Source organism: Streptomyces sp. NPDC102437 (assembly GCF_044765565.1).
Taxonomy (GTDB): domain Bacteria; phylum Actinomycetota; class Actinomycetes; order Streptomycetales; family Streptomycetaceae; genus Streptomyces.
Genome location: NZ_JBIWKI010000014.1, coordinates 72,487 through 92,560, shown reverse-complemented (window position 1 = coordinate 92,560; position 20,074 = coordinate 72,487). Strand labels below are relative to the sequence as shown.

The 20,074-nt window shown below is 70.6% G+C and carries 20 protein-coding genes and 3 pseudogenes; 11 read left to right on the top strand and 12 right to left on the bottom strand.

Translation table 11 applies throughout. The annotated features are described in order from the left end of the window. Positions 1–25: 25 nt before the first annotated feature. Entirely contained in the window at positions 26–595 is a 570-nt protein-coding gene (locus ACIRJP_RS19780; RefSeq protein ID WP_404175515.1) for a PadR family transcriptional regulator, read from the top strand. After that, positions 582–1,397 carry an SGNH/GDSL hydrolase family protein gene (locus ACIRJP_RS19775; protein ID WP_404175512.1) on the top strand — a complete coding sequence of 272 codons (816 nt, stop codon included), beginning with the start codon at positions 582–584 and terminating at the stop codon, positions 1,395–1,397. Before ACIRJP_RS19780 ends, ACIRJP_RS19775 begins: the two co-directional genes overlap by 14 nt. A gap of 102 nt (positions 1,398–1,499) precedes the next feature. Here the strand turns inward: ACIRJP_RS19775 and ACIRJP_RS19770 are convergent, their stop codons facing one another. The 3 genes and pseudogenes from ACIRJP_RS19770 to ACIRJP_RS19760 form a co-directional block, all read right to left on the bottom strand. Then, a complete protein-coding gene (locus ACIRJP_RS19770; protein ID WP_404175509.1) occupies positions 1,500–2,456 on the bottom strand; it encodes an N-acetylmuramoyl-L-alanine amidase in 957 nt (318 codons plus the stop codon). A gap of 179 nt (positions 2,457–2,635) precedes the next feature. After that, positions 2,636–2,853, bottom strand: a pseudogene (locus tag ACIRJP_RS19765) (DUF4287 domain-containing protein). 76 nt (positions 2,854–2,929) lie between these two features. Further along, on the bottom strand, positions 2,930–3,730 hold the full coding sequence (locus ACIRJP_RS19760; protein WP_404175506.1) for an alpha/beta fold hydrolase: 801 nt from the start codon (positions 3,728–3,730) through the stop codon (positions 2,930–2,932). Between the two features lie 153 nt (positions 3,731–3,883). Here ACIRJP_RS19760 and ACIRJP_RS19755 point away from each other — a divergent pair, with 153 nt between their 5' ends. The 3 genes and pseudogenes from ACIRJP_RS19755 to ACIRJP_RS19745 form a co-directional block, all read left to right on the top strand. Next, a complete protein-coding gene (locus ACIRJP_RS19755) occupies positions 3,884–4,492 on the top strand; it encodes a TetR/AcrR family transcriptional regulator (RefSeq protein ID WP_404175503.1) in 609 nt (202 codons plus the stop codon). Between the two features lie 47 nt (positions 4,493–4,539). Beyond that, on the top strand, positions 4,540–5,379 hold the full coding sequence (locus tag ACIRJP_RS19750; protein WP_404175500.1) for an alpha/beta fold hydrolase: 840 nt from the start codon (positions 4,540–4,542) through the stop codon (positions 5,377–5,379). After that, positions 5,376–5,528 (top strand): annotated as a pseudogene (locus tag ACIRJP_RS19745) (LysR family transcriptional regulator); the annotation flags it as partial. The gene ACIRJP_RS19750 and the pseudogene ACIRJP_RS19745, both read left to right, overlap by 4 nt. A gap of 96 nt (positions 5,529–5,624) precedes the next feature. On the opposite strand, the gene ACIRJP_RS19740 reads toward ACIRJP_RS19745, so the two are convergent. After that, positions 5,625–6,209, bottom strand: a complete 585-nt coding sequence (locus ACIRJP_RS19740) for a GNAT family N-acetyltransferase (RefSeq protein WP_404175497.1) — start codon at positions 6,207–6,209, stop codon at positions 5,625–5,627. Between the two features lie 148 nt (positions 6,210–6,357). Between ACIRJP_RS19740 and ACIRJP_RS19735 the strand changes: the two genes are divergently transcribed. Together ACIRJP_RS19735 and ACIRJP_RS19730 are read left to right on the top strand one after the other, a co-directional pair. Further along, positions 6,358–6,828 carry a hypothetical protein gene (locus tag ACIRJP_RS19735; RefSeq protein ID WP_404175494.1) on the top strand — a complete coding sequence of 157 codons (471 nt, stop codon included), beginning with the start codon at positions 6,358–6,360 and terminating at the stop codon, positions 6,826–6,828. Positions 6,829–6,900: 72 nt separating this feature from the next. After that, positions 6,901–7,171: pseudogene (locus ACIRJP_RS19730) on the top strand (polyketide cyclase /reductase); the annotation flags it as partial. Here the strand turns inward: ACIRJP_RS19730 and ACIRJP_RS19725 are convergent. The 6 genes from ACIRJP_RS19725 to ACIRJP_RS19700 all read right to left on the bottom strand — a co-directional run bounded on the left by ACIRJP_RS19725 (position 7,156) and on the right by ACIRJP_RS19700 (position 13,343). Further along, positions 7,156–7,827, bottom strand: a complete 672-nt coding sequence (locus tag ACIRJP_RS19725) for a hypothetical protein (protein WP_404175491.1) — start codon at positions 7,825–7,827, stop codon at positions 7,156–7,158. The pseudogene ACIRJP_RS19730 and the gene ACIRJP_RS19725 overlap by 16 nt on opposite strands. 86 nt (positions 7,828–7,913) lie before the next feature. Continuing rightward, a complete protein-coding gene (locus ACIRJP_RS19720) occupies positions 7,914–8,954 on the bottom strand; it encodes an aminoglycoside phosphotransferase family protein (protein ID WP_404175488.1) in 1,041 nt (346 codons plus the stop codon). A 54-nt stretch (positions 8,955–9,008) separates the two neighbouring features. After that, entirely contained in the window at positions 9,009–9,668 is a 660-nt protein-coding gene (locus ACIRJP_RS19715; RefSeq protein WP_404175485.1) for a glyoxalase, read from the bottom strand. Between the two features lie 79 nt (positions 9,669–9,747). Then, positions 9,748–10,158, bottom strand: a complete 411-nt coding sequence (locus ACIRJP_RS19710) for a VOC family protein (protein ID WP_404175482.1) — start codon at positions 10,156–10,158, stop codon at positions 9,748–9,750. A 251-nt stretch (positions 10,159–10,409) separates the two neighbouring features. Next, entirely contained in the window at positions 10,410–11,159 is a 750-nt protein-coding gene (locus tag ACIRJP_RS19705; protein ID WP_404175479.1) for a dienelactone hydrolase family protein, read from the bottom strand. Positions 11,160–11,183: 24 nt separating this feature from the next. Then, positions 11,184–13,343, bottom strand: coding sequence for a PQQ-binding-like beta-propeller repeat protein (locus ACIRJP_RS19700; protein ID WP_404175476.1), 2,160 nt, complete (start codon positions 13,341–13,343; stop codon positions 11,184–11,186). Positions 13,344–13,835: 492 nt separating this feature from the next. Here ACIRJP_RS19700 and ACIRJP_RS19695 point away from each other — a divergent pair, with 492 nt between their 5' ends. Both ACIRJP_RS19695 and ACIRJP_RS19690 read left to right on the top strand, forming a co-directional pair. Further along, the gene (locus tag ACIRJP_RS19695) at positions 13,836–14,378 is read left to right on the top strand and encodes a L,D-transpeptidase family protein (RefSeq protein WP_404175473.1); all 543 of its coding nucleotides are present in this window, start codon (positions 13,836–13,838) and stop codon (positions 14,376–14,378) included. 244 nt (positions 14,379–14,622) lie between these two features. After that, entirely contained in the window at positions 14,623–15,612 is a 990-nt protein-coding gene (locus tag ACIRJP_RS19690; RefSeq protein WP_404175470.1) for a CorA family divalent cation transporter, read from the top strand. Between the two features lie 35 nt (positions 15,613–15,647). Here the strand turns inward: ACIRJP_RS19690 and ACIRJP_RS19685 are convergent, their stop codons facing one another. After that, the gene (locus ACIRJP_RS19685; protein WP_404175468.1) at positions 15,648–16,256 is read right to left on the bottom strand and encodes a TetR/AcrR family transcriptional regulator; all 609 of its coding nucleotides are present in this window, start codon (positions 16,254–16,256) and stop codon (positions 15,648–15,650) included. Between the two features lie 52 nt (positions 16,257–16,308). On the opposite strand from ACIRJP_RS19685, the gene ACIRJP_RS19680 reads away from it, so the two are divergent. Beyond that, positions 16,309–17,295 carry a GNAT family N-acetyltransferase gene (locus tag ACIRJP_RS19680; RefSeq protein WP_404175465.1) on the top strand — a complete coding sequence of 329 codons (987 nt, stop codon included), beginning with the start codon at positions 16,309–16,311 and terminating at the stop codon, positions 17,293–17,295. 54 nt (positions 17,296–17,349) lie between these two features. Here the strand turns inward: ACIRJP_RS19680 and ACIRJP_RS19675 are convergent, their stop codons facing one another. After that, positions 17,350–18,579: a PQQ-binding-like beta-propeller repeat protein gene (locus ACIRJP_RS19675; RefSeq protein ID WP_404175462.1), complete on the bottom strand. Its 1,230-nt coding sequence runs from the start codon at positions 18,577–18,579 to the stop codon at positions 17,350–17,352. A 226-nt stretch (positions 18,580–18,805) separates the two neighbouring features. Between ACIRJP_RS19675 and ACIRJP_RS19670 the strand changes: the two genes are divergently transcribed. Next, entirely contained in the window at positions 18,806–19,996 is a 1,191-nt protein-coding gene (locus ACIRJP_RS19670; protein WP_404175459.1) for a serine/threonine-protein kinase, read from the top strand. Positions 19,997–20,074: the final 78 nt, after the last annotated feature.

The window sequence follows — 20,074 nt, the reverse complement described above, 5'->3', positions numbered from 1 at the left end:
ACGAGGAAAAGGAAGGGGCGCTTCGATGGCCTTGCGACATGCCGTGCTGGCGGCGCTGCTGGACGGTGAGTACAGCGGGTACCAGCTGGCGAAGGCGTTCGACATCGGCGTCGCGAACTTCTGGCACGCCCTGCCGCAGCAGCTGTACGTGGAGCTGGCCAAGCTGGAGAAGGAAGGACTGGTCGCGGGGCGGCAGGTGGTCCAGGAGACCCGGCCCAACAAACGTCTGTTCCAGGTCACCGACGCCGGTCGCGCCGAGCTGGAGAAGTTCGCCGCAGCCGTGTCGAAGCCCTCGTTCATCCGCGACGATCTGCTCGTCAAGGTCCAGGTCGCCGACCGCATCGGCACGGATTCGGTGATCGAGCAGCTCCAGGAGCGGGCCTCCGCGGCCGAGGCCAAGATCGAGCTTCTCGGCAAGGTCCTGCGGCAGTTGCGCGGCGACGCGGACGAGGCGGAGTTCCTCCTCCGGGGCGAGCGGATCGGGCCGTATCTGACCTGTCTGCGCGGGCTGGCCTTCGAGCAGGAGCACCGTGACTGGTGCCGGCGGATCGCGGCCGTCCTCCAGGAAAGGCAGTCGGCGCATGCCGAACGGTGAGTACCTGCGCTACGTCGCCCTGGGCGACAGCCAGACCGAAGGGCTCGGCGACGGTGACGACATCGTCGGACTGCGGGGCTTCGCCGACCGGCTCGCCGAGCACCTCGCGGCCGTCGCCCCGGGCCTTCGGTACGCCAACCTTGCCGTACGCGGCCGTGTCGCCGATCAGGTCCGCGCCGAACAGCTGGAGCCCGCCCTGGCTCTGCGCCCCGACCTGGCCACCGTTGTCTCCGGGGTCAACGATCTGCTCCGGCCACGGTTCGACGCCGCGGCGGTGGCCGGGCACATGGAGGAGATGTTCGCCGCGCTCACCGCAGCCGGAGCCCATGTGGTGACGCTCACCTTCCCCGACGTGGGGAAGATCGTGCCGCTCGCCCGGCCGATCAGGTCACGCGTGTTCGACCTCAACACCCGCATCCGTGCCGCGGCCGCCCGGCACGGGGTCGCGGTTGCCGAAACCGGCCGGGCGGCCGTCGCCACCGATCCCCGGCTGTGGAGCGCGGACCGGCTCCACGCCAGTCCCCTGGGCCACGAGCGGATCGCCTCAGCCATCGCCGAGGCGATCCAGCTGCCCGGCAGCGACGACGCCTGGGCTCTCCCCCTCCCGCCGCGGAGAGTCCTCACGGGCCGTCAGGCCGCAGCTGCCGAACTGCGCTGGGCGGCCGCGTTCCTCGGCCCCTGGCTCGGACGCCGCCTTCGCGGCCGGTCCTCCGGCGCCGGTCGCACCGCGAAGCGTCCCCAGCTGCTGCCCGTGAGCGCCCCGCCCGGCGCCGCGACGGGAAACCGACCGGCGGGAGCCTAAGGGCTTGCAGGGAAGCAACACCTTGATTCCCTGCAAGCCCTTAAGCCTCTCGTTTGGATCATGCCGGGCTCGCGGGGTTCGGCCTGATCCAAACGAAAGACCCTAGGCGTCCCCGGTTTCGGTGTCGGTGTCGGTTTCGATGACGGCCCGTTCGATCGCGGCCTCGACCGCGGCGACGACGGTCCGTGTGTCGGCGCCCGTGCCGACCTGACCGGCGAGCGCGGTGATCGCGGCGGTCTGGGCGGCCATCCGCCTGTCCATGGACCGGATGCGGGCCTGCATGTCCTTCAGGATGGACTGCGGCTGCCACGTCGGATTCGTCGAGTGGTCCGCCGCGTCCGCCGGGCCGCCGATCGCGTCGGTCTTCCACACGGCGTCGAAGATGTCGCGCTTGGTGATGCCTGCCATGGGGTCCTCCTCCTGATCCGAGCCGGGGTTCCAGCTCGCGGGGTGCTTGAGCCGCTCGGAGACATCGGCGCGGAGCTCGGGCATGGTGAAGCCGCGGGGGTCGACCTTGTCGTTCGACCATTCCAGGTGGCCTATCACGGACTTCGCCGACCATTTGTGCGCCCGGCACAGGGCGGCCTGGACGCGGACGATCGCGTCGTACTGGGCCTTGGGCCAGGGGTCCTTGCCGTCGCCGAGGTTCTCGCACTCCCACCCGTAGAACCGCGCGTTGCCGTCGACCCCGTTGCTGTTGCCGCGGGTCGGCGGAGTCGGCCGGGTGCCGTACGACTCCGCTATGACCTGCTCCAGCACCTTGGGGTCGCCGCCACCGGCATGATTCGCGCGGCCCCAGCCGACCATGTGCACCCGGCCGTCCTTCGCGATCATCCCGTGGCACAGCGGGCCGGGCAGGTCCGCGTAGCCGTCGCGGACCATCCGGACCGTCGCCGCGGTGCCCTTGGTAACGGTGTGGTGCACGATGCTGCCGTTGACCGGGCCCCATGGGCCCTTCGAATTGCGGTTGTGGGTAGGCCAGTTGCCTACCTCGACCACGCGCACGCCCTCGGCGCGCAACGCCTTGAGCACAGCGGAGGCGGACAGAGGACCAGCCATTCGTTTCCCTTCAGCCCGGGGTGTACGGGACGTCGCGGACCTTTACGTACGGTTCGCCACCGTCCGCCACCGTCCGCGTGAACGCGAACCGGGGTGCGGTGACGTCCATTTCATAAGAGATCCATACCCGCACAACGACTCCCGGACTCGACCGCGCGACCGGCAGTGTGCACGGACCGTCACTCAGCGCCGGACTTCGCCTCGGCCAGGGTGTGTGCGACGAGGGCGTTGGCATGGCCGTGGCCCAGGCCGTGCTCGGTCTTGAGCCAGCGACGAGCTCCATGTGCTTGGTCAGCGGCGATGTGCGGATGAGGTTCTTCCAATCCTCGACCGGGCGGCCGTACTTCTTCTCGATCGAGGGGAAGTAGCTGGCGGGGCCGTTCACCGGGGCGGTCATGTCGTTGTCTGTCCTGTGTGCGTACGTGGTGGTCGTAAAAGCCGTACGGTCACCCGCCGGGCCGGCGGGGCCTTGCTCAGGCCTTCTGCCCGGCGGCGAAGAAACCCTCCAGGACAGGAGCGAGGGAATTCGGGTCGATGTTGTGGTCCTGGCCGGCAAAGGTGTGCAGGGTGAAGTTGTCCGCCAGTGCGGCGAGTTCCCGCGCCCCCTTCAGCATGTGCTCGTCGGCATCGCCGCTGCCGACGAGGACGGGGACCTTCACGGACTGCCAGCGGTCGGCGGGCAGCGGGCGGCCTGACATGGTGTCGCCCATGACCTGACCGTCGTACGGCAGGGTACGGGCGGTGGCCTCCATCCCGGCCCAGAAGGGGGCTTGCCGCATCCCTGCGACGGCCTCGGCGGGCATGCCGACGGCCGCGGTCATGAAGTAGGCGACAGCATCGCCGAATGCCTCCCGGGCCACGAGCGCCTTCAGGTGGTCCACGTAGTCGGCGGGCAGCGGAGGACGGGTGGTGTCGACGATGAACGGCGGTTCGTACAGGGCCAGGCGGGAGACGGCGGTGCCCCGGGCCACGGCCTCCAGCGCCAGAACAGCGCCGGAGGACAAGCCGAAGACCATCGCCTCGCCGCCCACGCGCTCGATCAGCGCGTCCAGGTCCTCGACCTCGCGCTGCACGTCGTACGCCGCGTTGTCCCCGCTGTCGCCGCGGCCCCGGCGGTCGTACGTGATCACGGTGAACCGCTCGGCCAGCAGGCCGGCGAGTGCGGCGGAGTCGCCACGGGTCATGAAGGCACCGCCGACGAGCACCACCGCGGGGCCCGAGCCCTGCTGCTCATAGGCGATGGCCGTGCCGTCGGACGAGAACACCTTGTCCATGCGAGATCCCCAATCCCATTCATACGCAGTGCACACGCACCAGGAAGGAATCCCCGGCGCTTCGGAACTAGACGGTACAGTACCGACATGAGTACTGAACAGTCCAGTACTCTTCGGTGGGGGCGAACCGAGGCAGGAAGGGAGTTGTTGGCGATGGACAACCGTTCAGCACGCAAGCACCAGGCGATCCTGGAGGCCGCGACCACGGTGTTTCTGGGCAAGGGCTACTCGGGAACGAGCATGGACGACATCGCGAAACTGGCCGCGGTGTCCAAGCAGACGGTCTACAAGCACTTCGCGGACAAGGAGAAGCTTTTCTCCGAGATCGTCCTGGCCACCACCGATCGCATCGACGGCATGATCGACCTGGTGGCCGCCGTCCCCGCGGACGCCGATGCCCTGGAAGAGAACCTGACCCGGCTCGCCCGCCAGTTCCTGGCCGCCCTCACCCGGCCCCAGGTCCTTCAGCTGCGACGTCTGATCATCGCCAACGCCGATACCTTCCCCGAGCTGGGTGCCGCCTGGTACGAGCAGGGCTTCGAAAGGGTTCTGGTCACCCTGTCGGAAACCTTCCGGCATCTCGCCGACGAGGGTCTGCTCCGGACCGACGACACGATGCTGGCGGCCCATCACTTCGCCGGTCTGTTGCTGTGGGTCCCCGTGAACAAGGCCATGTTCCACGGCAGTGCCCAGCACACCGAGGCGGACCTCGACCACTACGCCGCCGCCGGCGTCCGCGCCTTCCTCGCCGCCCACCGCTGATCCGACGGAGTGCCCGGCCCGACCGTCCGCGAACCGGAGGAAGCCACATGAACTGGTCCGAGCGCACCGTCGTACGCGAGGGTGTCCGCATCTCCTGCCGCGACTGGGGCGGAACCGGACACCCTCTCGTCCTTCTGCACGGTCTGGCCGGCCACGCGGGCGAATGGGACGTCGTGGCCCGCGGCCTGAGTCCTCGGTACCGGGTCATCGCCGTCGACCAGCGAGGCCACGGCGCCAGCGAACGCCGTCCGAGCGACGTTTCCCGCGCGGCCTACGTAGCGGATGCCGTCGCGGTCATCGATCAACTGGCCCTCCAGCAGCCGGTTCTGATGGGTCAGTCGCTCGGTGGTCACACCGCCATGCTCACCGCTGCCGCGCACCCCGGCCTGATCCGCGCGCTCGTACTCGTCGAGGCCGGGCCGGGCGGGGCGGGGCCGGAGGTTCCCGCCGGGATCGGCAGATGGCTCGACACCTGGCCCACGCCCTTTCCCACGAGGCAGGCAGCCGTACGGTTCCTCGGCGGCGGACCGGTCGGCGAGGGCTGGGCGTCCGGGCTCGAAGAACGCGACGGTGGATGGTGGCAGCGCTTCGACCGCGATGTGATGGTCGGCTCCCTGGCCGAGAACGCCCGGCGTTCCTACTGGGACGAATGGGCAGGCGTCACATGTCCGACCCTGACCGTCCTCGGCCAGTCCGGAATCATCACGCCTCAGGAGGCCGACGGCATGTTCCGGAAACGGCCGCATACGGTCGCCGTGAGCATCCCGGGGACGGGACACGATGTCCATCTGGAGCAGCCCGACGTCCTGCGGCAGGTACTCCAGGGGTTCCTTACGGAGGTCCTGGCAGCGCCCCCTGCTCAATCGGCGCGCGTGGAACGGGCGTAGCACTCCGAATCTCCCAGGCCGCTGTCTCCCGCAACCTGCTCGCCCTGGAGAAGGTCGTCGGGGTGCGGCTGCTGCACCGCACCAGCCGCACCGTCGCGCCCACCGCCGTCGGCGTGCGCGTCCTCGCCCGCGCCCGGCTCCTGCTCTCTCCGAACCGGGCCGCGGCCGGGGCGGTGGCCACTGCATGCCCTGCCCGATCATCCGCGGACCCGTGTCGTACTGACGACCCTGCTCCCGCTCCTGCTTCAGCGTGGGCCGGAAAGCGGAGACCGGGCCTTGAACAAGTGCAGGTCGACCGCGGCGAGGGTCTGCTCCGCGTCATGCGCCTCGAAGGTTGCCTTGTGCTGGAAGCCGAGACGGGTGGCGAGCCTGAGGGAACGCTCGTTGGCCGTCTGGGTCACCACCAGGACCGGCTGGTCGGGCAGTTCACCGGCGGCGGCGCGCAACACGGCCGTGGCGGCCTCGAATGCCAGCCCCGCGCCCCAGCTTCCGCGCCGGAGCAGATAGCTCAGCTCCAGCTCCCCGCCTTCCTCGGTGACGTGTCCGGGAAGGTCGGCGGAGCGGCGGTCCAGCGCGAGTGTCCCGATGAACCGGTCGGTTTCCTTGTCGGCGATGACGTAGGTACCGGGCCTGCCCGCGATGGCACCGATGCCGTGCGCGTCGAAGTACTGCTCGACGACGCCACGGGGCCGCGGGCCACCGAGGTGCGCACGGAGCTGTGGATCGGTCTGGAGCTCGATGAGGCCGTCGATGTCGGCGTCGTGCGCCTTTCGCAGCCGGAGGCGATCCGTGGTGATCTCAGTGGCGGACAGCGTGGGCGATGCGTTCATGGGATCCATTGTCCCGGCTCGACAAGTACGGGCGCCGCGTGTCCGGCATAAGCAGTGTCGTTTCAGCAATGAAGTCGCTGGGCCGTCCGGGTGGGTTCCTGGCCGCAGGGCTGGCGCGGGCCCCTGCGGACTGCCTAAAACCGGGGTTGTGATCAAGAACCTCGTGCGGCGCGGACTTCCCGCGCTCGCCCTCGCAGCCCTGCCCGTCCTGGCCGCCGTTCCCGCCGCTGATGCCGCGGGAACCGGCCATGCCGTCCGGAGCACGCAGACCCACGCGGTGCGGAGCGACGCCCACTTCTACCCGCCCGCCACCCTCTTCAGGAACCAGGCCTGGACCTCCGGCAACGGCCGTACCATCCTGCGTGTCCAGAGCGACGGCAACGTCGTCGTCTACAAGGACGGCCGCCCCGTCTGGCAGGCCCCCGGCGTCTACCCCAACGCCGACCGCCTGGTCATGCAGGAGGACGGCAACCTCGTCGTCTACAACCGGTCCGGCGATCCGCTCTGGGCCGCCGGCACCTGGCACAAGGGCCGGTACCTCGCAGTCCAGGACGACGGCAACGTCGTCGTCTACGACAGCGCGAACCGGCCCGTCTGGGCCACCAACACCGGCGACTGAGCGACGTTCCGCGTACGGCAGGGGCCCGGACAGCCGTCCGGGTCCCTGCCCGTGTCGTCCTGTGCCGGGGCTACCTCGACCGTCGAGCAGCTCAAACGCGACTCCTGCATCCGCTGGACCGGCCCCGCGACCAGTGAGGGACTACGTATCGACGGCGTCCACGTATGGCAGTTCACCAAAGCCGATGGCGGCGTCCTCGTACGCACCGAAGAGACCCGCGCCGGAAAACAGGTCGAGGCGGACGTCCCCACCGCGACCGAGATCCTCCGCGAGGGCCTCGAAGGGTGGCCCGGGCGACCTGAAGCCCACCGCCGAGGCCCAAGCCGGTCACCACCGGCGCTGAACCGCCCCAGGCGCATTGGCCCGGTCCGGCGCGCCCGCGCGTCCGACGGGCCGCCCGTCGGCCCTCGTGCTCCTGGCGGCCCGGAAGCGGTGGACGGCCCAGCCGGCGCCGATCACCAGGGCCGTCCAGATGAGGACCTCGGCCAGAACGGTTTCCCGCGCGAAGGCGAGGCCCGGCCGGGGCGGGAGCATGATCATCTGCGCGGCGCCGCCCACGGGCACCGTCAGCCCGGCGAGCAGACCGGTCACGCCGGGGCGCTCGATGGCAGCGCCCACCACGCCCAGGACGGAGCCGAACAGCACGCTCGCCGTCCACCACATGAGCATCTCCGGCCAGTACAGGGCGAGTGGTTCATCCCGTATCGCCGCGTCCATCGGGTAGTACGCCGCCGTGGCCGCGACCAGCGCAACCGCCCCGGCCACGGCACCTCGCGTCCATGTCCTCGCCTGCCACCCCATTACCACGGCCAGCGCGGCCCACGCCCAGCCGAGCCCCACCAGGACGCTGAGCACCTTGGCAGCACTGCCCCAGACAGTGCCCGTCAGTGGGGCGCCGAGTGTTGTGTACGGCGAGGAGAGCGCGTTGGCGAGCGAGACGGCCGCACCGAACCCGGCCCCTGCCACAAGGCTCACGAGGCCCGACACCATGATCTTCATTTCGCGAGCATACTCAGTATGCTCCTGACGCTCACAGCGCCCCGGCTGCCGATGACGGCTGTGTAGGCCACATCGGCAGAAGTCGTCTACCGGCGCTTCGACGGGACCGGCCGGAGCCTGGGCCAGCGGGCGAGCATGCGGCGCCGCATGTCAGTGCTGAGCCTGCTCATGCCGGACAGGTCGGCGCGGTCGGCGGTCAGCCGGCCGACGACTCCGAGCCGGTGGACGAGGCGCTGCCGGGCGGTCACGTTGCCCCACTTCCAGTTCCGGTCCGGAATCCGGGCCAGGTGGTCGGTTGTTCCCCGGTGGGCCCTCTCGACCAGTGCGTCGCCCCGCAGCAGCCAGCCCGCGCACGCGTCGGCGAGGCCGTCGTCGTGGAGTTCCGTGCCGGTCGCGGTGTGCCATGCCGTGCGGTAGGCGGTCTCGGCCCGGTCCAGCAGCGGGACGGGGGCCTCGGTGACGCACCAGCATGTCGGAAAGCCGATGCGCAGGTAGGCGAGCTCCATCAGTCCGCTGCCCAACGAGGCCTGTTCCAGGTCGATGAACCTGACCCCGTCGGCGGTGTGCAGATCGTTGCCGGGGCACGGATCCCCATGCAGAAGGGCATGCCCCGGGGCCCGGCCGAGCCGGTGCACGAGCTCGTCGAGCTCGCCGGACACACCGGGCGCGACAGTCGCGACGGGGACCCCGAGCGCCTCGGCCAGCCCGAGGAAGGACTCGACGTCGGCTCCGTCCGGACCCTGCCAGCGGGGAAGTGATCCGGCGTCCTCGGGGCGGGCGACGGCATGCAGCCGCGCCAGCGCCGAGGCGTAGCCGACGATCCAGTCGCCGGACGGGCGCCGGTGGTCCAGCTGCTCCAGGACCATCACCCGCTCGCCCGGATCGGTGCCCAGCAGGGCGGGCACCAGGGGTTCGTCGGACCGGGCGGCGAGCCGCAATGCGGTCAGCTCGCGGGCGTACCGCTCCTCGGCGTCGGTACCGCCGACGATCTGTTTCACCACCACCGGTCCCCCGGCCAGCTTCACGCGCCACACACGTGAGCGCGGGCTGCTTTCCAGACGCCGGGAGCGCCCGGGAGCGCCCAGCTCTGCCCGTAATCCGTCCCCGAACGGGAGTCGCGACCGCATGGGGGCTCATCCTTCCACGCGAGGGGCGCGGCGGGCAGGTCCCGGCACGCGAAGTCACGCTCGGTGGTGACCGGACGAACCGGCCAGCGAGGCGGCCTCCCATGCGAACCCGTCCGGGTCGGTGAACGGGCCGGCGTCGCCGCCGATCAGGAGCCCGTGCGTTCCGGTGCCCTCGGGAGAGACGCCGAGGTCCTTGGCCAGGGCGCGGCGCCGGTACAGCGCCAGCTTTACGGGACTCTCGCCGGTGACGGGACTCTCCCCGGCCGCGAACTCGACGTAGACACGGCTGAAGCTCTTCGCCACGGCGAGGCCCCGGCCGACGTAGAACCGCTTGCTCGCGATCACGTCCGCGACTCCCAGCAGGAGCACGATCTCGTCGATCTTCCGGGTGGCGGGGCCGGTGTCCTTCTTCGCCGAGGTCGCGATCTTCCAGATCGTCCCGTCCGGGGCCTGTACGACTCCGCCGTAGCCCCAGAGGGACTTCGCGGCAGGCTTCAGCGACGTGGCGCCCGCGTCGAGTGCGGCGCCGATGAAGCCGTTCACGTCGGCCGGCTGGGACACCGTGAGTGCGAGCGTGAATCCTCGGAAGCCGGTGGTGGGGGCCTCCGAGGCGCGCAGGCGGATCGTGGTGTCCAGGCCGAAGGCGGTGGCGTGGAAGCGGTCGGCGGCCGCGGGGTCGGCCACTTCAAGGGTCACGGTTTCGATGGTTGCCATGTCCCTCACGCTAGTTACGGCCCGGCGACCGGTGCTTCTCGATTCCTGATCGGTTCGGTCCGGGCCGCCGCCGGACGGCTCAGCGCACTTCCTGGATGCGCACCAGGTTGCCCGCGGGATCGCGGAAGGCGCAGTCGCGGATGCCGTACGGCTGCTCGGTCGGTTCCTGGACGACCTCGGCGTCGGCGGCCCGCAACTGCTCGAAGGTGCCGTCGAGGTCGCTGGTGGCCAGCAGGATCCAGCCGTATGTGCCCTTGGCCATCATCTCGGCGATGGTGCGGCGCTCGTCCTCGGTGACTCCCGGGTCGGCTGCGGGCGGTGCCAGCAGGATGGAGGTGCTGGGCTGGCCGGCGGGACCGACCGTGATCCAGCGCATCTTGCCCTGGCCGACATCGCCGCGTACCTCGAAGCCGAGGACGTCGCGGTAGAAGACCAGGGACTCTTCCGGGTTGTCGTGCGGAAGAAAGCTCGTGTGAATGGAGATGTCCATAACGATCATGCTAAGGGCTGTCCCGTAATCCCTGGCGGGCGTGCGGCGTCAGCCACTGCACCTCGCCGCGTTGTCGGAACGCCCGAATACACCCAGTATTCGGGCGTCCCTCCGCCTTGCGATGCACCGCGTCTGACGCCGCACGCTGATCCACCAGGGATTACGGGACAGCCCTTAGGCGCGGCTCCGCGAACCGCACCTCGCAATTCCCGCTCCGGCCCGGCCGCGCCGCTCGCCCCCGGGCCGGAGCCTCAGCCCTTGGCCAGGGTGCGGTCGAGGAGGGGGAGCAGGCGGTCCCAGTGGCGTTGCAGTGCGGCGGGGTCGAAGGCGGCGGTGTCGGCCATGGTGAAGCCGTGGAGGGTGCCGGGGTAGATCTCGCAGGTGTGGGCGACGCCTGCGGCGTCCAGGGCCTGTTCGAACTCGCTGATGGCCTCGGGCGTCATGTCGCCCTCGGCGAGGCCGAGGTGGACCTCGGCCTTGAGCCCGGGGGCGAGGCGGTGAGGGCTGTCCGGCGCATCGGTGACCAGGGCGCTGGGGTGGAATCCGGCGGCGGCGGCCACCCGGTCGGGGTGGGCCGCCGCGGTGCGCATCGCCAGGGCGGCACCCATGCAGTAGCCGATCGCGGCGACCGGTCCGGCGCCGACCTCGGGCCGGTCGGCGAGGAACCCGAGGTAGGCGTCGGCGTCACGCAGGACGCGTTCGGGGGTGTGCTCCTCCAGCAGGGGCTTCAGTCGGCTGAACACCGTGGGCCGGGCCTCCGCTCCGATGTGCTCGGGAAGTTCGACCACCGGTGCCGTGCCGTTCCGGTAGAAGACGTTGGGGACAAGCACGTAGTACCCGTGGCCGGCCAGTTCGCGGGCCATCTCCTCAAGCACCGGACGCACTCCGAAGATGTCCATGTACAGCAGCACTCCGGGGTGCTGCCCGCCACCGTCGGGGTAGGCGGCGAACGCGTCGGCCTGGCCGTCCTTGGTCGGAATCTGCAGTGTCATGGTGGGCATGGGTACGAACCGTAGCAGCGATGATCAGTCCGAACGCGGCTGCGCCCTGCCGTGCTTGGCGGTGGCGGTGGCTCTCAGGGCATACACGTTCCTGTCGTCGCTGCCGACGTACACGACTCCAGCGGCCACCGTCGGGGACGACTTGACCATGTCGCCGGTGGCGTACGCCCATTTCCTCTTCCCGGTGGCCGCGTCCAGGGCATACACGTTCCTGTCGTCGCTGCCGACGTACACGACCCCGGCGGCCACCGTCGGCGCCGAGTTGACCGAGTCGCCGGCGTCGAACTGCCATTTCTTCCTGCCGGTGGCCGCGTCCAGGGCGAATACCCTGCCCTGCCAGCTGGCGCCCGCGCTGTCGTGGTTGCCGACGTACACGGCTCCGTCGATGACCGCCGGTGCCGAGCAGCCGCTGAACTGATTGGACTCGATGCCGTGGACCCATTTCTGTCGGCCGGTGGCGGCGTCCAGGGCGTACACGGAGTGGACGCTGCTGACATACACGACTCCGTTCACCACCGTCGGCGCCGAATAGGTGCCCTCGGCTCCGGTTCCGAAGATCCATTTCCTGGCCCCGGTGGCCGCGTCCAGGGCATACACGGAGTGGATGTTGCCGACGTACACGTCCCCGCCGGCCACCGCCGGGGACGAGAAGAGACTGCCGCCGAGGGTGTCGAAGCGCCACTTCTGGTCCCCGGTCGCCGCGTCCAGGGCGAGGACGCCGCTGTCGCTGCCGACGTACACGACCCTGCCTGCCACCGTCGGCGCCGAGCGGACCGCGTGACCGGCGGCGTAGGCCCATTTCTTCTTGCCGGTGGCCGCGTCCAGCGCGTACACGGTGTTGTCGAGGCTGCCGGCGTACACGACTCCGCCCGCCACCGTCGGCGCTGCTTCGACCTTGCGGCCGGTGGCGTAGGCCCACTTCTTCTTCCCGGTGGCCGCGTCCAGCGCGTACACGTTCTTGTCGTCGCTGCCGAGGTACACGACCCCGTGGGCCACCGTCGGGGACGACTTGACCGCGTCGCCTGTGGTGTATCGCCACCGGAGCAAGGAGGTGGCGTCGGGGGCTTCGTGGTCGGAGGCGTTCTGGTCGAACAGGGTGAAGGCGGCTGCGATTCCGGCACCGGCGGCGGCGCCGATGCCGAGCCGCAGCGCCGTGCGACGGCTGAGGGCCCGCGTCGGCGCCGGTGCGCCTGTGGACGGGTCCGGACCGGGCTCGGGGGGTGGCACGGCATCGGGTGCTGTGGCGGTGACCGTGGCCAGGGCCGTGGTGCCGGTGTTCGCGTCCGTGTCGGGCGAACGGGGCGCGGTCACGGGGGCCGCGATCGGTGGGGTCGGGACAGTGGGTGCCGGGGTCAGAGGTGGAGGCGGGGCCAAGGTCTCGGCGGGGCGTTCGCGAAGGCGTTCGTGGACCTCGGCCGCTGCCGCGGGACGGTCGTCGGGGTTCTTGGCCAGCAGGGCCATGACGAGGTCGTCGAGTGCGGCGGGAACGCCGGGCCGCGTCCGGCCCGGTGGTTCGGGGACGCTGTTCAGGTGTGCGGCCATCAGCGCGACCGGGTCGGTGGCCTGGAAAGGAGCCTTACCGGTGAGCAGCTCATGGAGCACGCAGCCCAGCGAGTACAGGTCCGAGCGGGCGTCCGCCGGGTGGTCCCCGAAACGCTCGGGGGGCATGTAGGCCAGCGTGCCGATGACCTTGCTCGACTTGTGGGTGGACGCTATGTACCGGGCGATCCCGAAGTCGAGGACCTTCACCCGGCCGCCCCGGGTGAGCATGAGGTTCGCCGGTTTCAGGTCCCGGTGCACCACCCCGGCGGAATGCGCGGCCTGTAACGCCTCGGCGGTCTGGGCCACCCAGTCCACGGCGGTGGCCACCTCGGGCAGACCGTCCTCGCGGAGCACTGTGTCCAGGTCTCGTCCGGCGAGGAACTCCATCACCAGATAGAGGGTGCCGTCGTCGGGATCCTGCCCCAGGTCGAAGATCGTCACCACGCCCGCATGGCTCAGACCGCCCGCGGTCCGCGCCTCGCGGAAGAACAGCTCCGCGCCGGAGGTGTCCCGCCGGTCGTGCGGCAGCAGCTTGACCGCGACGCGGCGCTCGATCACACGATCGTGCCCCTCCCAGACCTCCCCCATTCCTCCCCGGCCGATGAACGCGACCAACTCGTAGCGGCCACCCAGAACCCTCACAGCCACCCCACCCCGCTCGGACACCCGCCACGCCACCCGCGTCGGGCCGGCCCCGCCCTCGCGGGACCGTATCGAAGATCCCACGACTGCGCCGCGCCCACCGACAGCAGAGCGGAATCGACTCGAACCCGAGATGCCCGGCACCGGGTGCGCGGTCCTGCTCCCGCTCCGGACACGCCCCGTGCCCACTGCCCGCCCACGTCTCGACCGCACCGCGTCCGGTATTCATCCGGCATGCATAAGCGCAGGCCGGAGCGGTGCATGGGGTGCGCATGAGGGCATGCATGACCGCCCATCGGCGCATCGCCGCCGGGCGTTCCGTACTGCCTCCCCGAGGACCCATGGTTGGTCCACGGCGCCCCGGACTCCCGGGGCCTGCCGCTCCACCACCCCTCGAAGGAGCAGTCACCCATGTCCGCAACCTCTACCTCTACCTCAGCCTCTCCCCTGCGTGTCCGTGCAGCCGCCATCGGTCTGAGTGCCATGGCCCTGATGAGCATTGCCGCCGTCACCGCCCCGAGCGGTCAGGCCGCCCCCGCGGCCGGCGGCCGGCCGGCCGCTGCTGCCGCCGCCGTCACCACCTTGAAGTTCGTACGGAACTCCGCCGACCCGCAGAACTCCCGGCTGCTGGTGGTACGCAACAACAAGACGCAGGCCGTCTTCCGCGCCGGCTCCGGACTCGGCCGCAGCCATGCCAAGGGGCGCGACGAGTGCGCCTCGGCCAAGGGATGGCTGCCCGCGGGCACCTACACCGTCGGCACCCGTCAGACCAGCTACAACGGCAACCTCATCAAGGGCTACGCCGTCCCCCTGAGCAACAAGACGTGCAAGAACGGCCGGACCACGCGCACGGAACTCTTCATCCACAGCGAGATGACCCGTACCGGAGGACAGGGCAGCACCGAGAGCCGACGCTGGGACGGCGTGGGCGACTACAAGTCCGCGGGCTGCATCAAGCTCGCCCCGGAGGACATCAAGAAGCTGTTCCGCAACCTCGACGGGGGCTCGGCCCCCAAGCATCTCGTCGTCGTCTGACACCGGGGAGCGAGCGTGCTCCGGGCCTCGGCCCTGGGCGCGCCCACCGCTGTCAGCGCCCCGCCAGCTTCCCGAACAGCCCGGGCGCCCGTCCGCCGGGTGGGACGGGCGGAGTCGGTCCGTGGTCCGCGGCGTACTCCTGGTCCGCGTCATCCTCGTGGTCGGCGCGTACGTCCGGCCCGGCGGGCTTTCCGCCCCGAAGATGGGTCCGAAGGCGGGCGGAATAAGGATTCGGCGAGGGACGATGATCGTATCGATGGTGTCGATGCCGGAAGGCACCGTCATCCACACCCATGTGTCGGAGGCACGTGAGCGACTGGCGACATCCCGTTTCCTGCTCGTGGACATCGAGCTGCCCGACGATGAACCGCCCGACGAACAGCCGGTCGCCCACCTGCTCGGACTGGAGACCGAGGACGTGGCGTGGCTCGGCAGGGCGGGCGAATCCGCGCGGGTCGAGTTCCTCGGGGACAGCGCCGCGTTCGTCGTGCCGATGGTCCAGGCGGCCCGGATCACGCATGTCCACGCCTTCGTGACCGAGCGGTACCTGATCACGGTGCACCGGGGTCCGGCCGAACCGATCAGGAGCCTCATCGCCGGGTTGCCGCACGAAAGGCCGCCCGACAGCGTGGCCATGCTGTTCCTGCTGCTGGAGGAAGCCCTGGACACCTTCCGCGGGTCCGCCGTGCAGGCCCTGCTGGAGGTGGAGGACCTGGAGGACGAGATGTTCCAGCACCGGGTCCCCCAGCACGTCTACCGTCTGGCGCGGCTGCGCCGGCGCGGGGCGCTCCTGCACCACGCGCTGCTGCCCTACCTCCAGGTGACGGACGAGATCTTCACGCGCCGGATGATGAACCCCGGGTTCCCCGAGGAGCGCCAGAAACTCGCCCGCGACTACCAGCACACGGCGAGGCTGGTGCTCACGGACATCGAGTCGCTGCAGAACTCCGCCCGCCGCGCCTTCGCCAGTTACTCCTCACTTGTGTCGGGCGAACAGAACAGCGTGATCAACCGGCTGGCGATCGTGTCGACGATCTTTCTGCCGCTGACCTTCCTGACCGGGTTCTTCGGGATGAACTTCAGCTACTTGACCGACGAGCTGGAGAGCAGGGACGTCTTCTGGCTGCTCGCCGTGGGACTGCAGGCGGTGTTCCTGCTCATCGCCCTCTACGCGCTGCACCGCACCCGCATCTGGCGGAAGCTGCGCGACGGCGAGGGCGTCGACGACCTGTAGCGCGATGCGCGCGCCCGGAACCACCGGGCATGGGCTCATCGCCGTGCGGGCCGGAGCGGTGCGACCGAGGCGAGGAAGCCGTCGAGCATGGCGATCTGTACGTCCTCGGGGAAGCGGCCGGGGTCGAAGAGGGCCTGGACGACGAGCCCGTGGGTGAACGCGACCGCCGTGGCGGCGAGTTGCTCCGGGTCGGCGGCTTCGGGGACTTCACCCAGGCCCCGCGCGGCCTCGAAGTGCGGGCTGAGCGTCGAGCGCAGCCGGGTGTAGCGGCCGGCCTGGTCCGTGGCCAGCCCGTCGTCGGCGAGGGCCAGATCCCAGGAGCTGACCCAGATGCGGTTGCGGGCGGTGTCGCCCGCGGTCAACGGCAGGATGTCCAGCAGCATGGCCCGCACGGTGGCCAGGCCCTCGGCCGGACGCTCGCGGCGCGGACGTTCCGCGGTGCGCTTCTCCAGCAGGTCCAGGGCATGCGCGATCAGGGCCCGCTTGGTCGGGAAGTAGTGCATGAGCATCCCGGTCGAGACGCCCATCGCGGCTGCGACAGCACGCAGCGTCAGCCCGCCGAACCCCTTGTCGGCGAGTACGTCCCACACCGCCCGGGACACATCGTCGCGGCGGGCTTCACGGTCTCCGGGTGCGGGTGGCATGCTGCTACCTTACGTACCGAACGCTTGTTACGCACCCAGGGACGAGGTATCCGTGTTCACACTGCCGCTCGGCGACACCGCTCGACTCCGCCCTCTGGAGCCCTGGCACGCGCCGGAGTTCCTCGCCCACATCGACCGCGCACGGCCCCATGTGGACCCCTGGATACCCTGGGCGACCTTCAGCACGGACCGCGCCTCCGCCACCGCCGTCCTCCAGCGTTACGCCGACAAGCAGACCCAGGACGCCGCCCGGATCTACGGGATCTGGCTGGACGGCACGCTGGTCGGCGGCGTCATGTTCACGCGCTTCGACAGCGCCTCCGGAGTGTGCGAGGTCGGCTGCTGGCTGGAGGCCGCCGGGGAGGGCCGGGGGCTGGTGACCCGGGCGTGCAAGGCGTTGATCGACTGGGCTTTCGCGGAGCGCGGGATGAGCCGGGTCGAATGGTGGGTCGCGGCGGGCAATGCCCGGAGCGTCGAAGTCGCGCGCCGGCTCGGGATGACCCGTGACGGGGTGCTGCGCAAGCACACCGAGTACCGGGGCGAGCGGCGCGACATCGAGGTCTGGTCGGTCCTCTCCGAGGAGTGGCCCTCACAGGAAGCCGAGGCCGAGCCCGCAGCCGAAGGCTCGTCCGACGTCAAGGCCGAACTCGACCGGCTGATGCACGCCTTCCTCGGCGCGTTCACCAACACCGGCGGCAGCCGGCCGAACCTCGATGCCGTCCGTGAGGTGTTCATCCCGCAGGCGACGATCATCGCGAACACCGGTGGCGTCGGAGCCGAGCCGGTGGTCTACGACCTCGACTCCTTCATCGGCCCCCGGGAGAAGATGCTCACCGACGGGACGCTGACCGAGTTCTCCGAATGGGAGGTCGCCGAGCGGACCGAAGTCCTCGGGTCCGTCGCTCACCGGTCCAGCGAATACCGGAAGTCCGGAATCCGGGACGGCGAGCGGTTCGAGGGCTCCGGCCGCAAGACGGTCCAGTTCGTACGGACGCCCACCGGCTGGCGGATGAGCTCGATGGCCTGGGAAGACATGTAGGTGCTTCGAAGCCGTGGGCCCGGCCCCCTGGGCCCTCCACCCCGGGTGTCCGGATCACACGGCGGGGAGCGCGTAGATCCGCTTCCCGTGCATCACGGCCAGCCGGTCGCCCCCCGCCACCACGTACCACTGCTGGATGTCGCCGGTCTTGTCGTTGTAGGTCCAGCGCAGCTTCCCGGTCGCCACGTCGAAGGCGTGCACGCCGCCGTCCTTGTCGAACTCGGTCGCGCCGTACAGGGTGCCCTTCACCTTGGCGAACTGCCACGCCTGCGTCGCCGACTCCCGCAGGTCCTCGTTGTGCCAGATCTGCTTGCCCGTACCGGGGTCCACCGCCCACAGGCCGCGCGCGCTGTCGGCCGCGTAGAGCACCCCGTCCAGGACGTGCGGGTCGTTGAACGAGCTGAACTCCTCCGTCCGCAGCGACCAGCGCTCCTTTCCCCCGGCCAGTTCGAAGGCCCGCATCCGCCGGCCGTCCGCCACGATCACCAGATCCTTGTGCATGGCGAAGTGGCGGTTGTTGGACCGGCTGATCTTCTTCGTCCACACCTGCCGGCCGGTCGCCGTGTCGCGGACGGTCACGTTCTCCCGGTAGTCCGTGTAGACCAGGCGCCCGTCGACGGCCGCGGCGGTGATGCCGAACTCCTCGGTCCCCGCGTCGCGCTGCTCGCGCCAGGCGATCCGGCCGGACGTGGTGTCGATAGCGGCGATCACGTTGTTCGGCGTCGTGAAGTCCTTCTCCAGGATGCCGGCGATCACGTACACATGGCGGTCGTCGGCCGCGATCGGGCGAGGCTGCTCGTACTGCTTGCCGAGGCGGCTGCGCCAGGTCTCCTTGCCGGTCGCCGGATCCAGTCCCACCACGTCGCCGTCGTACTCGGCGCTGGCGAGGTAGAGCGTGCCGCCGCCGAGGATGAGCTTGGCACCGGGTGTGGTGACGCCGCGGCGCGACCACTTCTCCTTGCCGGTGGCCATGTCCCGTCCCACCAGCGGGTCGCCCGACACCAGGGCCACGTTCCCGATCACCGCGAGCGCCTCGTTGCCGGACAGGCTGGTGTTCGCGGCGGCCGCCCGCCACAGCGGCTCGGGCGCGGTGCCCGGCGGCGGGGTGGTGAAAGCGTCACCGCTCCTGCCCCCGCCCGGCTTCGAACCCCCGCCCGGGGCATCCGTTTCCTCCTCGGGGCCGCACCCCACGACACCGGCCCCGAACACGGCCAGCCCCAGCCCGGTCCCCGCCAGCCCGAGTATCCGCCTGCGTGACACCACGCGCCCGTCACGACCGCCCATGTCTGTTCCCACTTCCGTCCGACTGTTCCGACGTCCCCGAGGGACCCCTTGAGCGCCGCCAGGCTAACCGTCGATTTTCGGCCGACCGCCGGATGGCACACAGCCGGGACACAGCCGTGAAGGTCTCGTCACAGGGCAACCGTCGCACCACCGGCACCACCGGCACCTGGGGCCCCGGGTGCTGAGTCATACTGATGCGCCGAGCACAGGGGAGGGCTTACAGCGCATGGGGCACGGGGTAGACGGCGCGGGCCTGCCGGATCGTATCGGCGGGTATGCCGTGGAGCGGGAATTGGGGGCCGGCGGGATGGGCACCGTGTATCTGGCGCGTTCGCGCGGCGGGCGTGCGGTGGCCGTGAAGGTGGCGCGCCCGGAGCTCGCGGCGGATCCGCACTTCCGGGAGCGGTTCCGGGCCGAGGTCGCGGCCGCGCGTAGCGTGGGCGGCTTCCACACCGCCCCGGTGGTGGACGCGGACCCGGCGGCGGTGGCGCCCTGGCTGGCCACGGCGTACGTTCCCGGGCCCACGCTCGCCGCGCTGCTCGAAGCCGAGGGGCCGATGGACGAGGCGCGGCTGCGGCAGCTGGGCGCGGCGCTCGCCGAGGCACTGGTGGCGATCCACGGCTGCGGGCTGGTGCACCGTGATTTGAAACCCGGCAACATCATCATGGCTGCGGACGGCCCGCGGGTCCTGGACTTCGGCATCGCGCGGGCACTGGAGTCGACCCGTCTGACGGCCACCGGTGTGGCGTTCGGGACGCCGGGGTTCCTGGCGCCCGAGCAGGCGCAGGGTCTGGAGGTCGGCGGCGCCGCGGATGTGTTCGCGCTGGGGGCGGTACTCGTCGCGGCAGCGGGCGGCAGCGCGTTCGGTGCGGGTACGCCGATGGGTCTGATGTACCGGTCGGTGCACGAGGCACCGGATCTGGCCGCGGTGCCGGACGGCCTGCGGCCGGTCCTGGCGGCGTGTCTCGCCAAGGAACCGGGCCAACGGCCCACACCGGCAGGCCTGTTGGACCTGCTGGTGCCGGACGGTACGACGTACTCCCCCACCGTGGCGATTCCCCCGCCGCCCACCTACGCACCGTACAACGCCGTCCCCCTGCACCAGGCGCCCACCGAGGCCGCCCCCGTGGGCGACACGCCGGCCGACAGCGACCTCGCCTTTGTCGCGCTTGCCCCGGAGAGTTCCCTCCTGGTCGACGCCAGGGGTGTCGTGCTCGGCTCGAAGGCGGGGGACCAGGCGTTCACCTGGGAAGAGATCAGCACCGTCGAGTACGCGGCCGAGGGCCCCAAGCACCTCAAGGTCACCGTCCTCCTCCACAACGGCACCATCCACCAGTGCCTGCTCGCCGCTCGCAGGCGGGCCCGCCTCCAGGAGTGGCTGGAGGATCTGCCGCTGATCCTGGAGTGCTTCGTCTGACACGCGCACGCCGCCCCGTACAGCCGGCCACTGCCCGGGATTCCCACGGGCCTCCCGGTGTCGGGCGCCGGATCGGGT

What these genes read in the sequence shown, in the direction of transcription:
- ACIRJP_RS19775 (WP_404175512.1), top strand. Translation starts at nt 582, where the DNA reads ATGCCGAACGGTGAGTACCTGCGCTACGTCGCCCTGGGCGACAGCCAG.
- ACIRJP_RS19675 (WP_404175462.1), bottom strand. Translation starts at nt 18,579, where the DNA reads ATGGGCGGTCGTGACGGGCGCGTGGTGTCACGCAGGCGGATACTCGGG.
- ACIRJP_RS19755 (WP_404175503.1), top strand. Translation starts at nt 3,884, where the DNA reads ATGGACAACCGTTCAGCACGCAAGCACCAGGCGATCCTGGAGGCCGCG.
- ACIRJP_RS19705 (WP_404175479.1), bottom strand. Translation starts at nt 11,159, where the DNA reads ATGCCCACCATGACACTGCAGATTCCGACCAAGGACGGCCAGGCCGAC.
- ACIRJP_RS19720 (WP_404175488.1), bottom strand. Translation starts at nt 8,954, where the DNA reads ATGCGGTCGCGACTCCCGTTCGGGGACGGATTACGGGCAGAGCTGGGC.
- ACIRJP_RS19670 (WP_404175459.1), top strand. Translation starts at nt 18,806, where the DNA reads ATGGGGCACGGGGTAGACGGCGCGGGCCTGCCGGATCGTATCGGCGGG.
- ACIRJP_RS19780 (WP_404175515.1), top strand. Translation starts at nt 26, where the DNA reads ATGGCCTTGCGACATGCCGTGCTGGCGGCGCTGCTGGACGGTGAGTAC.
- ACIRJP_RS19750 (WP_404175500.1), top strand. Translation starts at nt 4,540, where the DNA reads ATGAACTGGTCCGAGCGCACCGTCGTACGCGAGGGTGTCCGCATCTCC.
- ACIRJP_RS19725 (WP_404175491.1), bottom strand. Translation starts at nt 7,827, where the DNA reads ATGAAGATCATGGTGTCGGGCCTCGTGAGCCTTGTGGCAGGGGCCGGG.
- ACIRJP_RS19690 (WP_404175470.1), top strand. Translation starts at nt 14,623, where the DNA reads ATGATCGTATCGATGGTGTCGATGCCGGAAGGCACCGTCATCCACACC.
- ACIRJP_RS19760 (WP_404175506.1), bottom strand. Translation starts at nt 3,730, where the DNA reads ATGGACAAGGTGTTCTCGTCCGACGGCACGGCCATCGCCTATGAGCAG.
- ACIRJP_RS19715 (WP_404175485.1), bottom strand. Translation starts at nt 9,668, where the DNA reads ATGGCAACCATCGAAACCGTGACCCTTGAAGTGGCCGACCCCGCGGCC.
- ACIRJP_RS19770 (WP_404175509.1), bottom strand. Translation starts at nt 2,456, where the DNA reads ATGGCTGGTCCTCTGTCCGCCTCCGCTGTGCTCAAGGCGTTGCGCGCC.
- ACIRJP_RS19685 (WP_404175468.1), bottom strand. Translation starts at nt 16,256, where the DNA reads ATGCCACCCGCACCCGGAGACCGTGAAGCCCGCCGCGACGATGTGTCC.
- ACIRJP_RS19740 (WP_404175497.1), bottom strand. Translation starts at nt 6,209, where the DNA reads ATGAACGCATCGCCCACGCTGTCCGCCACTGAGATCACCACGGATCGC.
- ACIRJP_RS19710 (WP_404175482.1), bottom strand. Translation starts at nt 10,158, where the DNA reads ATGGACATCTCCATTCACACGAGCTTTCTTCCGCACGACAACCCGGAA.
- ACIRJP_RS19695 (WP_404175473.1), top strand. Translation starts at nt 13,836, where the DNA reads ATGAGCATTGCCGCCGTCACCGCCCCGAGCGGTCAGGCCGCCCCCGCG.